Origin of the sequence: Verrucosispora sp. ts21 (assembly GCF_002879555.1) — a bacterium.
Lineage (GTDB): Bacteria > Actinomycetota > Actinomycetes > Mycobacteriales > Micromonosporaceae > Micromonospora > Micromonospora gifhornensis.
On record NZ_PNOZ01000066.1, the window covers coordinates 19,283 to 31,705 of the forward strand.

The 12,423-nt window shown below is 70.4% G+C and carries 12 protein-coding genes; 9 read left to right on the forward strand and 3 right to left on the reverse strand.

Going from position 1 to position 12,423, the window contains the following annotated elements:
* The 8 genes from C1A38_RS23720 (at position 1) to C1A38_RS23755 (ending at position 8,790) form a co-directional block, all read left to right on the forward strand.
* Positions 1-1,245: an ATP-grasp domain-containing protein gene (locus tag C1A38_RS23720; RefSeq protein WP_102659940.1), complete on the forward strand. Its 1,245-nt coding sequence runs from the start codon at positions 1-3 to the stop codon at positions 1,243-1,245.
* On the forward strand, positions 1,242-2,495 hold the full coding sequence (locus C1A38_RS23725; protein WP_102659941.1) for an MFS transporter: 1,254 nt from the start codon (positions 1,242-1,244) through the stop codon (positions 2,493-2,495). The genes C1A38_RS23720 and C1A38_RS23725 overlap by 4 nt, the downstream gene beginning before the upstream one ends.
* Before the next feature lie 109 nt (positions 2,496-2,604).
* Positions 2,605-3,798 carry a tryptophan synthase subunit beta gene (gene trpB, locus C1A38_RS23730; protein ID WP_013736338.1) on the forward strand — a complete coding sequence of 398 codons (1,194 nt, stop codon included), beginning with the start codon at positions 2,605-2,607 and terminating at the stop codon, positions 3,796-3,798.
* Positions 3,795-4,544, forward strand: a complete 750-nt coding sequence (gene trpA / locus C1A38_RS23735; RefSeq protein WP_102659942.1) for a tryptophan synthase subunit alpha — start codon at positions 3,795-3,797, stop codon at positions 4,542-4,544. Before trpB ends, trpA begins: the two co-directional genes overlap by 4 nt.
* 92 nt (positions 4,545-4,636) lie before the next feature.
* A complete protein-coding gene (locus C1A38_RS23740) occupies positions 4,637-5,479 on the forward strand; it encodes a GntR family transcriptional regulator (RefSeq protein ID WP_102659943.1) in 843 nt (280 codons plus the stop codon).
* A gap of 252 nt (positions 5,480-5,731) precedes the next feature.
* Positions 5,732-6,676: a TauD/TfdA family dioxygenase gene (locus C1A38_RS23745; RefSeq protein ID WP_102659944.1), complete on the forward strand. Its 945-nt coding sequence runs from the start codon at positions 5,732-5,734 to the stop codon at positions 6,674-6,676.
* A 22-nt stretch (positions 6,677-6,698) separates the two neighbouring features.
* Complete coding sequence (locus C1A38_RS23750) at positions 6,699-7,952, forward strand: ATP-grasp domain-containing protein (protein ID WP_102659945.1); 1,254 nt, start codon at positions 6,699-6,701, stop codon at positions 7,950-7,952.
* Positions 7,953-8,040: 88 nt separating this feature from the next.
* Positions 8,041-8,790 (forward strand): SDR family oxidoreductase, encoded by a 750-nt coding sequence (locus tag C1A38_RS23755; RefSeq protein ID WP_102659946.1) that lies wholly within the window; start codon positions 8,041-8,043, stop codon positions 8,788-8,790.
* 35 nt (positions 8,791-8,825) lie between these two features.
* On the opposite strand, the gene C1A38_RS23760 is transcribed toward C1A38_RS23755, so the two are convergent.
* The 3 genes from C1A38_RS23760 to C1A38_RS23770 form a co-directional block, all read right to left on the reverse strand.
* Positions 8,826-9,062: a hypothetical protein gene (locus C1A38_RS23760; protein WP_102659947.1), complete on the reverse strand. Its 237-nt coding sequence runs from the start codon at positions 9,060-9,062 to the stop codon at positions 8,826-8,828.
* Between the two features lie 161 nt (positions 9,063-9,223).
* On the reverse strand, positions 9,224-9,682 hold the full coding sequence (locus C1A38_RS23765; RefSeq protein ID WP_233196990.1) for a lamin tail domain-containing protein: 459 nt from the start codon (positions 9,680-9,682) through the stop codon (positions 9,224-9,226).
* Between the two features lie 322 nt (positions 9,683-10,004).
* Positions 10,005-10,784, reverse strand: coding sequence for a phosphodiesterase (locus tag C1A38_RS23770; protein WP_102659949.1), 780 nt, complete (start codon positions 10,782-10,784; stop codon positions 10,005-10,007).
* Between the two features lie 186 nt (positions 10,785-10,970).
* On the opposite strand from C1A38_RS23770, the gene C1A38_RS23775 reads away from it, so the two are divergent.
* A complete protein-coding gene (locus C1A38_RS23775; protein ID WP_102659950.1) occupies positions 10,971-12,389 on the forward strand; it encodes a sensor domain-containing diguanylate cyclase in 1,419 nt (472 codons plus the stop codon).
* Positions 12,390-12,423 lie beyond the last annotated feature (34 nt).

Consider the following 12,423-nt stretch of genomic DNA (forward strand, 5'->3'; position numbering starts at 1 on the left):
ATGTTCAGAGTAGCCGTGATCGGGGGGCGACCCGCCCCGATCAAGGGAGCCAGGGAATTGGGCGTCGACGTCGTGCTGGTCCACCAGCCCGGCCAGTACGAGGAGTCGATCCGTGAGCACTGCGAGCGGATCGTGCACGCGCCGCTGGCCGATGGTCCGGCGATGCTCGAGGTGCTGCGACCACTGCACGAGGAGCGGCCCTTCGACCGGGTGCTTACCGTCTCGGAGCCGTGGGGCGTACCCACCGGGCACGTGGTGGACGGCCTCGGTCTGCCCGGGACCTCGGAGCGGACCGCGCGACTGCTGAAGAACAAGGCGCTGATGCGCGAGCGGCTCGCCAAGTACGACCTGAGCCCCGTCCGGTACCGGGTGGTGGGGTCGGAGCAGGAGGCGCTCGACTTCCTCACGGAGATCGGCGGCCCGGTCGTCCTCAAGCCGATCGACGGTGCCGCCAGCCGGCACATCCTGCGGGTGGACGACGCCGCCGGGCTGCGGGACGCCTGGCACCGGCACACCGAGGCCGGCAACACCTCGGTGCTCGCCGAGGAGTTCCTCGCCGGCCCGGTGGTAAGCGTGGAGTCGTTCTCCTTCGCCGGACGGCACCTGCCCGTCGGATACTCCGAGTACCTGGTGAACTCGCACCACGTCGAGTGGCAGGTCAGCGTGCCGAGCCGGCTCGCCGCGGCACACCTGACGGAGCTTCGTGATCTCACCGTGCGCCTGCTGGACGCGGTCGAGTTGACCGAGGGCCCGTCGCACAGCGAGTTCGTCCTGACCGACCGGGGTCCCCGGGTGCTGGAGTCGCACGCCCGGCTCGGTGGTCACGCCATCCCCGAGTTGGTACGCCGGGCGTACGGCCTGGATCTGGCGCGGATGTGGCTGACCGTGCCACTGGGCATCGACGAGCTGCCCGCCGAAGCCCCGCAGCCCGCTGCCGGAGCGGCGATCCGGTTCCTGCGGCCCGAGCCCGGGAAGATCCGCGACATCACGGTGGCCGAGGACATCCCGGCGGTGGTGAAGCGGGTACCGCCCGGTGAGTTGGCCGACGTGTACCTTCCCCTGCTCGGCGAGTTGGTCGACATCCCGGTCGGCGCGGTTGTGCACAAGAACCCCGGCGACGTGATCAACCCGATCCACACGCTGGCCGACTGCAGTTCCGGTTACGTGCTGGCCACCGGAACGGACGCGGACGCGGCGGTCGACACCTGCGTGCTGGTCGACGAGAAGATCCGTTTCCACACGTGACACTCCTGGGGCATCACGACTTCCGGCTGCTGTGGACCGCACAGACCCTGGGCCAGTTCGGCACGCATTTCAGCCGTGTCGGACTGCCCCTGGTGGCGATCCTGGCCCTGGACGCGACCGCCTTCGAGGCCGGTCTGCTGGCGACGTTCCAGACCGTGGCGTTTCTCCTGGTCGGTCTCCCGGCCGGAGCGTGGGTGGACCGGCGTCGCAAACGTCCCATCATGATCGCCGCGAACCTGGGTCGTGGCCTGCTGTTGGGGTGGGTTCCGGTGGGGGCCTACCTGGGCGTGTTGACGCTGACCCAGCTCTACATCGTCGCGCTGGGGGTGAGCGTCGGCACCCTGCTGTTCGAGACGGCCTACGTGAGCTATCTGCCGCTGATGCTCGAACGCGGGCAACTGGTCGAGGGCAACGCGAAGCTGGAGAGCACCCGGTCGGTCGCCCAGGTCGGCGGACCGACGCTCGGCGGTTACCTCGTCCAGTGGTTCGGGCCACCGCTCGCGGTGCTCACCGTCGCGGTCGGCTACCTGGCCTCGGCGCTGGCGGTGAGCCGGATCCGCATGCGCGAGGACCTCCCCGTCCGGGGTGCCAGAAGCCACCTCGTCGGGGAGATCCGACAAGGGCTGTCGTACGTCTTCCGGCATCGCGTCCTACGGGCGCTCGCCGTCTCGGGCGCGCTGTTCAACCTCGGGGTGTACGTCACCGGGACGGTGGTCGTGGTGCTGCTCGCCCAGCAGCTGCGCATCTCCCCCGGAACGGTGGGACTGTGGTTCGCCATCGGCGGGCTGGGCGGGTTGGTCGGTGCCTTCGTCGTCCAGCGGATCAGCGTACGGCTCGGGCCGGGGCCGACGGTCTGGGTCGGCATGGCCGTGGCCGGTGTCGCCGGTCTGGTCGTGCCGCTCGCCGACGCCGACTGGCGACTCTGGCTCGCGGGGGCGGGCAACGCGCTGGTCTCCACCGGCCTGGTGATCAACAACGTGAACAGCATGGCGATCCGCCAGCAGCTGTGTCCGCAGGAGTTGCAGGGCCGGATGAACGCCACCATCCGCTTCCTCGTCTTCGGGGCCATGCCGATCGGCTCGTTCCTCGGCGGGTTCCTCGGCGAGCAGATCGGGCTGCGCGAGACACTGTGGGTGGGTGCCGTGCTGAGCCTGGTCGCCGTCCTGCCGGTCTACTTCTCGCCGCTGCGGACCATGCGGGGCCAGCCGGATGCCGACGATCAGAAGGCTGCTCCGGAGAAGGTCGGTTGAGCGGTTCTCCGTCACTCCCACGGTGAGAGTTCTAGAAGGGTCGGGCTTCCGCCCGACCTGTCGGTGTGCCATGCTGACAGGCAACAGTTCTAGAACAGATGGAGCCGACGTGACGGACCTGACCGTGCTGCCCAACGGCAGCCTCATGGCCGATCCCGGCGAGCGCGGCAGGTTCGGTGGGCACGGTGGTCGCTTCGTGCCCGAGTCGCTGATCCCCGCCTGCGCCGAGCTGGAGGAGGCGTTCCGGGAGGCGTGGGCGGATCAGCGCTTCCGCCGCGACCTCGACCGACTGCTCGCCGTGTACGCCGGACGCCCGACCGCGCTCACCCCGGCCTGGCGGCTCTCCGCCGAGCTCGGCATCAACGTGCTGCTCAAGCGGGAGGACCTCGCCCACACCGGCTCGCACAAAATCAACAACGTGCTCGGCCAGGCCCTGCTGGCACGCCGGATGGGCAAGACGCGGTTGATCGCCGAGACCGGTGCCGGCCAGCACGGCGTCGCGACGGCCACCGCCGCCGCGCTGCTCGGCCTCGAAGCAACCGTGTACATGGGGGCCAAGGACGTCGAGCGGCAGGCACTCAACGTGTTCCGGATGGAGCTGCTCGGTGCCGAGGTCATTCCGGTCACCGGCGGCAGCCGCACTCTCAAGGACGCCACGAGCGAGGCGCTGCGGCACTGGGTCACCCGGGTCGACGACACCCACTACTGCATCGGCTCCGTGATGGGCCCACACCCGTACCCCTGGATCGTGCGGGAGTTGCAGCGGGTCGTGGGTGAGGAGGCCCGCGCACAGTGCGCCGCCGAGCTGCGGACGGGCGTGCCCGACTACGTCGTGGCCTGCATCGGCGGCGGCTCGAACGCCGCCGGCACCTTCGCCGGCTTCGTCGACACCCCGGCGCAGCTCATCGGCGTGGAGGCCGAGGGTGGGGCGGCTGTCGCCTTCGGCCGGGTCGGTGTGCTGCACGGCTTCCGCTCGTACGTCCTGCAGGACGAGGACGGCCAGGTCAGCGAGGCGCATTCGATCGCGGCCGGGCTCGACTACCCGGGCATCGGCCCGGAGCACGCCTTCCTCAACGACTCGGGGCGGGCCCGCTACGTCACGGTCAGCGACGAGGAGGTGATCCCGGCGGTACGGCGACTGGCCCGCACCGAGGGGATCCTGCCGGCCCTGGAATCGGCCCACGCCATCGCCTGGGTGATCCGGGCCGCCGAGAGCGGCGAACTGCCACCCTTCTGCACCGTGCTGGTCACCCTCTCCGGGCGCGGCGACAAGGACATCCACACCATTCGGGAAGCGGCATGAGCGGCAAACTCCTGGTTCCGTACGTGACCGGCGGCATCCGACCGGACTGGACCCGGTACGTCGAGGAGTACGCGCGCCACGGCGCCGACATGATCGAGATCGGGCTCCCGTTCTCCGACCCGATCCTCGACGGGCCGACGATCCAGCAGGCCTCGCACCACGCCCTCCAGCAGGGCGTCACGGTGCGTTCCATCCTCGACGACCTCACCGGCTTGAACGTCGACGTACCGCTCATCGCGATGACGTACTACAACCTGGTGATCCACAACCCGTCGTTCTGCGCGGATCTCGCCGCGGCCGGCGTCAGCGGGCTGATCGTGCCCGACGTACCGATCGACGAGGTGGACGAGCTGGAGGCGACGGCCACGGCGGCCGGGGTCGACCTCGTCCTGCTCGCCGCGCCCACCACCACCCCCTCCCGGCTGGCCACCATCGCGCAACGCAGCCGACGCTTCGTCTACGCCGTGTCCGTCATGGGCACCACAGGTGAGCGTGACCGGCTCGGCGAGGACGCCCTCCGGCTAGCCCGTGAGCTGCGGGCCATGACCGACCTGCCGGTGCTGCTCGGCTTCGGCATCTCGCAGCCCGCGCACGCGGTGGCGGCCGCCGATGCCGCCGACGGTGTCGTGGTGGCGTCGGCGCTGATGCGGATGGTGCTCGACGGTGCCGGCCCCGAGGAGATCGGTGCCACGATCGCGGAGTTCCGGGCGGCGCTGGACGGCGTGGTCGTGGGAGTCCCCGGGTAACCGCGAGCCTGGGCAGGTGCCCTGTGCCGCTGCCGCCGACGGTGCGCCAGACTGGGGCACCGGTACGGCGGTGCGGTGGACGGGAGACTCCCATGGGTGATGCGACGACGACGCCCGGAGCGGGCGCGCCGGCATCCGGTGGCCGGCCACCCGCGCGGTACCGCCAGATCGCGGCCGACCTGGCGTCCCGCATCCACCAGGGCGAGTACGCGCCCGGCGAAGCGCTGCCCGCCCAGCGGGAGCTGAGCGCCCACTACGGCGTCACGCTGATGACGTTGCGTCAGGCCCTGCAACAGCTGTCCGACGAGGGACTCATCGTCCAGCAGGCCGGCCGCGGCACGTACGTCACGCCGGTTCAGGCGGCGTACCGGGTGGACACGCTGCGCAGCTTCACCGAGGACCTGCGCGAGCAGGGCCACGACGTGGTCACCCAGGTCCTGTCGAGCGGGATGCGACGCCCACCGGCCTGGGTGGCCGATCGGCTCGGCGGCGCTGACGGCGAACGCACCCTGCGCCTGGAACGACTGCGCCTGCTCAACGGCCGTCCCGCCATCCACCAGGTCTCCTGGGTGCGGTCGCCGCACGGGACGGCGATCCGGGAGCGCGACTACGTCACCACGTCGCTGTACGCCGCGCTCGCCGACTGCGGAGTCGCCATCCTGAGCGCCTCGGAGCGGATCGTCCCGGGCGTGCTCTCCGCGCCGGTGGCCGGGCACCTGCGCCAGCCGGTCGGCAGCCCCGTCTTCGTCAGCGAACGGACGACAGTGGCCCTCGACGGTACCGCCGTGGTGGTCGACCGGGCGGTGATCGTCGGTAACGCCATGGAGATCCGTGCCGAGCGGGCCGCGACCCGACTGTCGGTGCGGTGGGGTGCCGTGCACCCCCCGGCCGCCTCGGGCGGCGAGCGACAGGCCCCGCAAGCACCGGTGCGGTAGGCAACCGCTCCCGCGCCACCGCCGGAGAAGCGCGCGTCGCCGCCGGAGAAGCGCGCGTCACCGCCGGAGAAGGGCGCGCCACCGCCGGGGAAGGCAGCAAGGTGCCTGGCCACTTCTGGCCTCCGCGACGGCGTTGTTACCCATCGTGTCCGTGCGGCATCTTGGGGTCTCGGGTGTCCGAACGACTGGGCGTTCCACCCGACACGACCGCGAGTGGGGGATTCGCGGCGACTCCCATGATCGGAGCCAGACATGTCCCGTGCACTTCGGGTGGCCCGTCACCACCTGGACGACAGGACCCGTGACCTGCTCGACAAGGAGCTCACGGCCGCCCTCTGCGACATCACGCTGGATTCGGACGCACACGAGGCGATCCTCGCCCGAATCGGTGCACACGCCCTGCAGACCCATCTCCCCGGCGAGATCCTCCAGGCGTTGACGTTCTACCCGGCGACCGGCTCGCACGTCCTGACCATCGGCAACCTGCCGCAGCAGGAGTTCCCGGCCACACCGCGCAACGGCTTCACCGACGAGACCGCGATGGCCGTGACCAACGCGCTGCACTTCGGTCTGCTGCAGTTGCTCTCGCTGACGCCGTTCGCGGTCGACTACGAGAACAACGGCCGCTACATCCGCAATGTCGCGCCGAATCCGGCGGCGGCCGGCACCACCAGTTCCTGGGGAGCCGATTCGGAGTTCTTCTGGCACACCGACAACCCGCACCTGCCGTTCGGCGGCAAGGGCGTCGACCCGCGCCGGTACGTCCCGCGCTACCTCAGCTTCTACGCGGTCCGCAACGACGAGCAGGTGCCCACCGAGGTGCTCGCCATCGAGGACGCCGTGGCAGCCCTCGACGACGCCACCGTCCAGGCCCTCCAGTCGGCCCAGTTCCTCGTCGGCCCGCCCGCGTCCAACGACGAGACCGCGCCGCTACCCGACGCCGCCCTGTTGGAGCAGAGCTACGAGGGCACCCGGGCACGGTACGACCGGGGCACGGTCACCGGGACCACCCCTGCGGCGGCCGCTGCCCTGGACCGCTGGGTGCAGGCCCTGGAGCAGGCGCGAGCCGAGGAGTTCGTGCTGACCCCCGGAGATTTCCTGATCTTCGACAACTACCGGGTGCTGCACCGCCGACGGGCCTTCCAGCCCGGCCCGACGGAGACCGCCCGCTGGTTGCGTCGTTGCTATGCAAGCTGACCTGGGTACACGGAGGAAGACCATGGGCAAATATCGTGTCGCCGTCATCGGTGGTATGCCCGCGCCGATCCACGGCGCCAAGGAACTCGGCATCGACGTCGTGCTGGTGCACGAGGAGGGCAAGTACGAGCAGTCCATCCTGCAGCACACCGAGCGGGTCGTACACGCTCCGCTGGCCGACGGCCCGGCGATCCATGCCGCGCTGAGCCCGCTGCATGCCGAGCACCCGTTCGATCGGGTGATGACCACGACCGAGGTCGCCGCGATCTCGTCCGGATACGTCGTGGACCAGTTCGGTCTGCCCGGCGTCACCGAGTTCACCGCCCGTGCGCTCAAGGACAAGGCGCTCACCCGGGAGTGCCTGGCCAAGGCCGGGGTGGAGAACGTCCGCTACGAGGTGGTCAGCTCGGTGGACGAGGCGGTCGCCTTCCTGGAGCAGGTCGGCGGCAAGATCGTCCTCAAGCCGCTCGACGGCGCGGCGAGCCTGCACATCAAGGAGGTCGAGACCCCCGCGCAGGTGGCCGAGGCCATGGCGGAGCTGGCCGCCGCGGGGATCACCTCCCCGATGGCGGAGGAGTTCCTGTCCGGTCCGGTGGTAAGCGTCGACTCGTTCTCCTTCGAGGGCCGGCACCTCACGATCGGCTACTCCGAGTACCGGATGAACGACCGGTTCGTGGAGTGGGAGGTCAGCACTCCGAGCCGGGTCGCCGTTCCGTACCTCGCCGAACTGCGGGAGCTCACCGCCAAGCTGCTGGACGCCGTCGGTGTCACCGAAGGGCCGTCGCACAGCGAGTTCGTCCTCACCCCGGACGGCCCCCGGGTCCTCGAATCGCACGCCCGGCTCGCCGGCAGCGGCGCCCCGGAGCTGGTCCGTCGGGCCTTCGGTCTGGACCTCAACCGGATGTTCCTCACGGTCCCGCTGGGCATCGACGAGCTTCCGCTGGAGTCTCCGGCGCCGATCGGCGGCGCGGTCGCCCTGTTCCTGACCCCGGATCCGGGACCGATCAAGTCGATCACCGTTCACGAGGACATCCCGGCGAAGGTGCTGCGGATCCCGCCGGGCGAGCAGGCCCCGGTGTTCATGCCGTACCTGTTCGAGTTGGGCGCCGAGGACACCGCCGTCGTCATCACCAAGAACCCGGGGGACGAGGTCGCGCCGCTGTTGACGGTCGCTGACTGCAGCAACGGCTACATCCTGGCCTCGGGCACCGACGCGCTCGACGCGATCGCCAAGGCCGAGGCCATCAACGCACAGATAGAATTCGCCATCGGTTGATGCAGCCACGCGGCTGCGATCGGGCGAACTGCCGTTCTCCGGGACGGGATGCGCCTGCCATAACAGTGGGAACGGGAGACGAAACGCCATGAAGCGCACCGCGGTCGTGACGGGCGCCAGCAGCGGAATCGGAGCGGCGACGGCGCGCCGGCTGGCCAAGGACGGGTTCTTCGTCGTGGTGGCCGCCCGCCGAATCGACCGGCTCCAGGCTCTGGCGGCGGAGATCGGTGGTCAGGCGGTCGCGCTCGACGTCACCGACCAGGCGTCCGCCCAGGCTCTGGCCGCCGGGCTGGAACGCTGCGACGTCCTGGTCAACAACGCGGGTGGAGCGGTCGGCGCTGACCCGTTGGCCAGCGCGTCCCCGGCGGATCTGATGCAGAGCTTCGAGGTCAACGTGCTGGGCATGCTGCACGTGACCCAGGCGCTGCTGCCGCTGCTGCGGTCCTCCGACGCGCCGACCATCGTGACGGTGACCTCGACGGCGGCCCACGTGAACTACGAGTTCGGCGGCACCTACACGGCCGCCAAGCACGCGGAACACGCGCTTGTCGAAACGCTCCGGCTGGAGTTGTGCGGCGAACCGATCCGGGTCGTGGAGATCGCGCCGGGGATGGTCCGTACGGACGAGTTCGCGGTGAACCGGTTCAAGGGTGACGCGGACAAGGCCGCCGCCGTCTACGCGGGAGTGGACCGGCCGCTGGTCGCCGAGGACATCGCCGAGTGCATCGCGCTGACGGTGGGACTGCCCAGTCACGTCAACGTGGACCGTCTCGTCGTGCGTCCGGTCGCCCAGGCTGCCCAGCACAAGGTGCACCGTCAGCCGCTCTTCGGCGGCTGACGATCGGCTGCGGGCTGAGCCGCCGTGCCAGCGGCTCAGCCCACGTCCTCGGCTCTGAGCTTTCCCTTCGCGACCAGGTTTCGGGCGAGGAGAATCCGGCCCAGGATGATCGCCTGTACGTTGCCGAGCACGACCAGGACGGCGGCGAGCAGGTTGCCGCCGTCGATCAGGATCCAGGCGGGCAGAGCGGCGAAGACGACCACGGGCACCGCGTACACCCAGAGCGGATAGCGCAGGTGGTGGCTGAGTGAGCTGTCGAAGAGCTTGGGCACCGGATCATTAGATCTCACCTGGGACGGATTCCCTCCCCCAGCTACCGGCTGTGCCCGCTGCCGCTGGTGGATCACCACCATTTGGGGTTGTCGAGGACGTGGGCGCCGCACGCCGGCCAGTGTAGAACCGGTGTTCCCGTACGGCGCCCGCTCCGAGCGGCTCAGCAGTTGGTGTAGCCCTTGCCCTTCTTGCTCCACGAGCACTTGTCGATCTGCTTGCCACTGGCGTTACGCAGGTACGCGGTGTCGCCGGTGTTGTTCCAGATGTAGTTGCCCGAGCCCCAGTAGCGGGTGCTGGCGGTGTTCTTGCCCTTGCCGGTACGGATGATGACGCTCTTGCCCTTGCCGAGCTTGAAGTTGCCGCTGAACTTGTAGACGTGGTTGGCCTTGTCGCGCAGCGTCCAGTTCTTCAGGTTGATGGTGCTGGACCGCCGGTTGGTCAGCTTCACGTACTCGGCGTTGAGGCTGGAGTTCGAGCGGTTGTCCGTGCCCGGCGAGTCGTAGTACACCTTCGTGATCTCGATGGCCGGAGTGGCGGCGTGCGCCGGAGCGGCGGCGGCCAGCGAGCCACCGACCGTCATGGCAACCGCGGTGATGAGTCCGAGAAGCCTTCTCGTCATGCGTCTTTCCCCCACTGAGAGCGCCGAATTCGGCGCGGTCGTGTCACGCCGACGCGCGTGACGGCAGCGAGGGTAGCGACGGGAACCGGCAACGTGAATACCCGCACACGCCGTGCCGTCGAATACGATCCGCGCGGGTTGATCGGACATCCGGCCGGGTCGAATTGATCAGCCGTTCTGGATGATCAGGATCGACCCCGGTCCAGATGCACATCGACCGAAGGGTGCTTCGTCGGCCGCTGTGGACGGCGCCTCGACGGCTCTGCGGATCGGCGCGGCCCAGGAAGGGCCCCCGTTGGCCAGCCCCACCCGTACAGGAAGCTCAGTAGCCGCAGGTCATGCCGGCGGTGTGGCTGACCTGAACGGTGTGCGTGACACAGCCGCGGTCGCTCACCTGATGCAGCAGCAGGGCGGTCGGTTCGGTGACCCAGCCGATCTGCTCGTCGTCGCTCATGGTCAAGGTGGCCTGCCGCCAGGTGCTCGGCGCGACGGTCAGCACCGTGCCGGCGAACATGGTGGTCACCGGCCGGTGCAGGTGCCCGGCGGCGACGCGTACCACCTGGGGGTGTCGCAGCAGCACCTCGGCGAGGGCGTCACCGTCGGCGAGGCGGATCTCGTCGGCGGCCGGGATGCCGACCTCGACCGGCGGGTGGTGCAGGCAGACGACGGCCGGCACGTCGGGTCGCGCGGTGAGCACCCCGTCGAGCCAACCGAGCTGCTCGGCACCGAGACGACCGCCGTTCGAGCCCGGCACCAACGAGTCGAGCACCACCAGGGTCAGGTCGGGCTGCTCCACCTGGTAGTACGCCGAGAAGCTGCCCCCCAGCCAGGGCGTACCGCCGAAGGCATCCAGCAGCGACTCCCGATCGTCGTGGTTGCCGGTGGTCAGATACAGCGGCAGCGGGAACCGACCGATCACCTCGCGCAGCGCGGCGTACTCGTCGGGCCGGCCATGGTCGGCCAGGTCACCGGTGATCACCACGCAGTCGGGCCGGGGATTGAGCGCCAGCACCCGCCCGAGCGCGTGATGCAGCCCGGCCGCCGGCTCGGCGCCGAGCACGCCGGCGGTGAGGTGCGGATCGCTGAGGTGGGCGATGAGCATGGAGCCTCCACTCGACCAGGACCCTCACGCTATCGCTGCGCCGGCCCCCGCGTGGGCCCACAGGCTGCATCCACAGCCTGTGGATAGCACGTGTGTACGAACGAAATCCGCTCCCGCCACCATGAGTACGCTTGATCAGCGTCCCGGAACTGGCCGGGACCCGAGCCGACCTGGGACGACGCACAAGTGGATCACCAGCAAGTCATCCGCGACGTCACGGTCCGCCTACCCATGGCGTCGACCGTCGCCGAGGTCTGCCAGGCGACCGTGGACGCTCTGGCCCGCTACACCCCCGCGACGATCGCCGTCCTGCTGCACGTCAACGGTCGGCTCCGCTGCGTCGCCGCCACCGGCTCCTGGCAGGTCTTCGCCACCGTCTCCCCCGACGCCGGCATCGTCGGGCGGGTCTTCACAGGTGGCCAGCCGGCCGTCGTCCCGGACATCAGCACCGACCCCGACCACATCCCGGTACGCCCCGACGTCACCGCCGAGGTGTGCGTGCCCATCTGCGACCCGGCGGGGCGCCTCATCGGCGTACTCGACGTGCAGTGGACCGGCCCGGCCGAGCTCGCCGCGTGGCGGGCGACCGCCGAGCGGGTCGCCGGCCGGCTGGGCGCCCGGATCATGGCGCTCGGTGGACCTGCGGAGAGCCGCAGCGAGAAGCTGCTCCGCCACGCCGCCGCGATGACCGCCGCCACCACCGAGTGGGACCTGCTGGCCACCGCGACCCGGGCCGCCCGAGACGTGTCCGCCCTCGACACGGCGATGCTAGTGCTGTCGGGCCGCAGCGGTCCGCAACTCAGCGAGCCGACAGCCACCCCCGGCGAGCTGGAGACCCGGATCCGCGCCGAACTGGCGGAGGCCGGCCCTCAGGCGCTACGCGCCATCGTCGCCCGAGCCCATCGGTACGGCACCGGCCACACCCTCGGCGAGGCCGGCCACCCACCGACCGAGGAACACGATCCGCTGGTACGGGCCGGAGTACGCACCCTTGTGGCGGTACCCCTCGGCTCGCCCGACGGTGGTGGGGTGCTGCTGGTCGCCGGCGAGCGGTTGCTGCGCCCGGACCCTCGGACGGTCAACCTTCTGGAGTTGCTGGCCGGCCAGGCGTGGACCTGCCTGGACCGGCTGCGCACCCTCGACCGGTTACGGGAGCAGGCCAGCTCCGACCCGCTCACCGGGCTGCGGCACACCGGCCCGTTCGGGCAGCGGATCGCCACCGCCACCCCGGGGCGTACCGCCCTGCTGGCGATCGACGTGGACGGCTTCAAGACCGTCAACGACACGTACGGCCACCAGGCCGGCGACCGGGTGCTTGTCGGGCTGGCCCGAGCCCTGGAGGGTGCGCTGCGGCAGGGCGACGAGCTGTACCGCATCGGAGGCGACGAGTTCGTCGCGGTGATCGAGGTGAGCCGCCCCGAGGAGGCGGTCCGGGTGGCCGAGCGGCTGACCGAGGCCGCCCGCCGGATCGGCCGCACGATCAGCGTCGGCGTCGCTCTCCCTCGCCCCGGCGAGTCGCCCGAACTGACGCTCCGTCGCGCCGACCAAGCCCTCTACGCCGTCAAACGCCAGGGCCGCGACGGCGTCCGCCTCTCCGCCGCCTGACCGCCCCAGCCCCAGCCCCAGCCCCAGCCCCAGC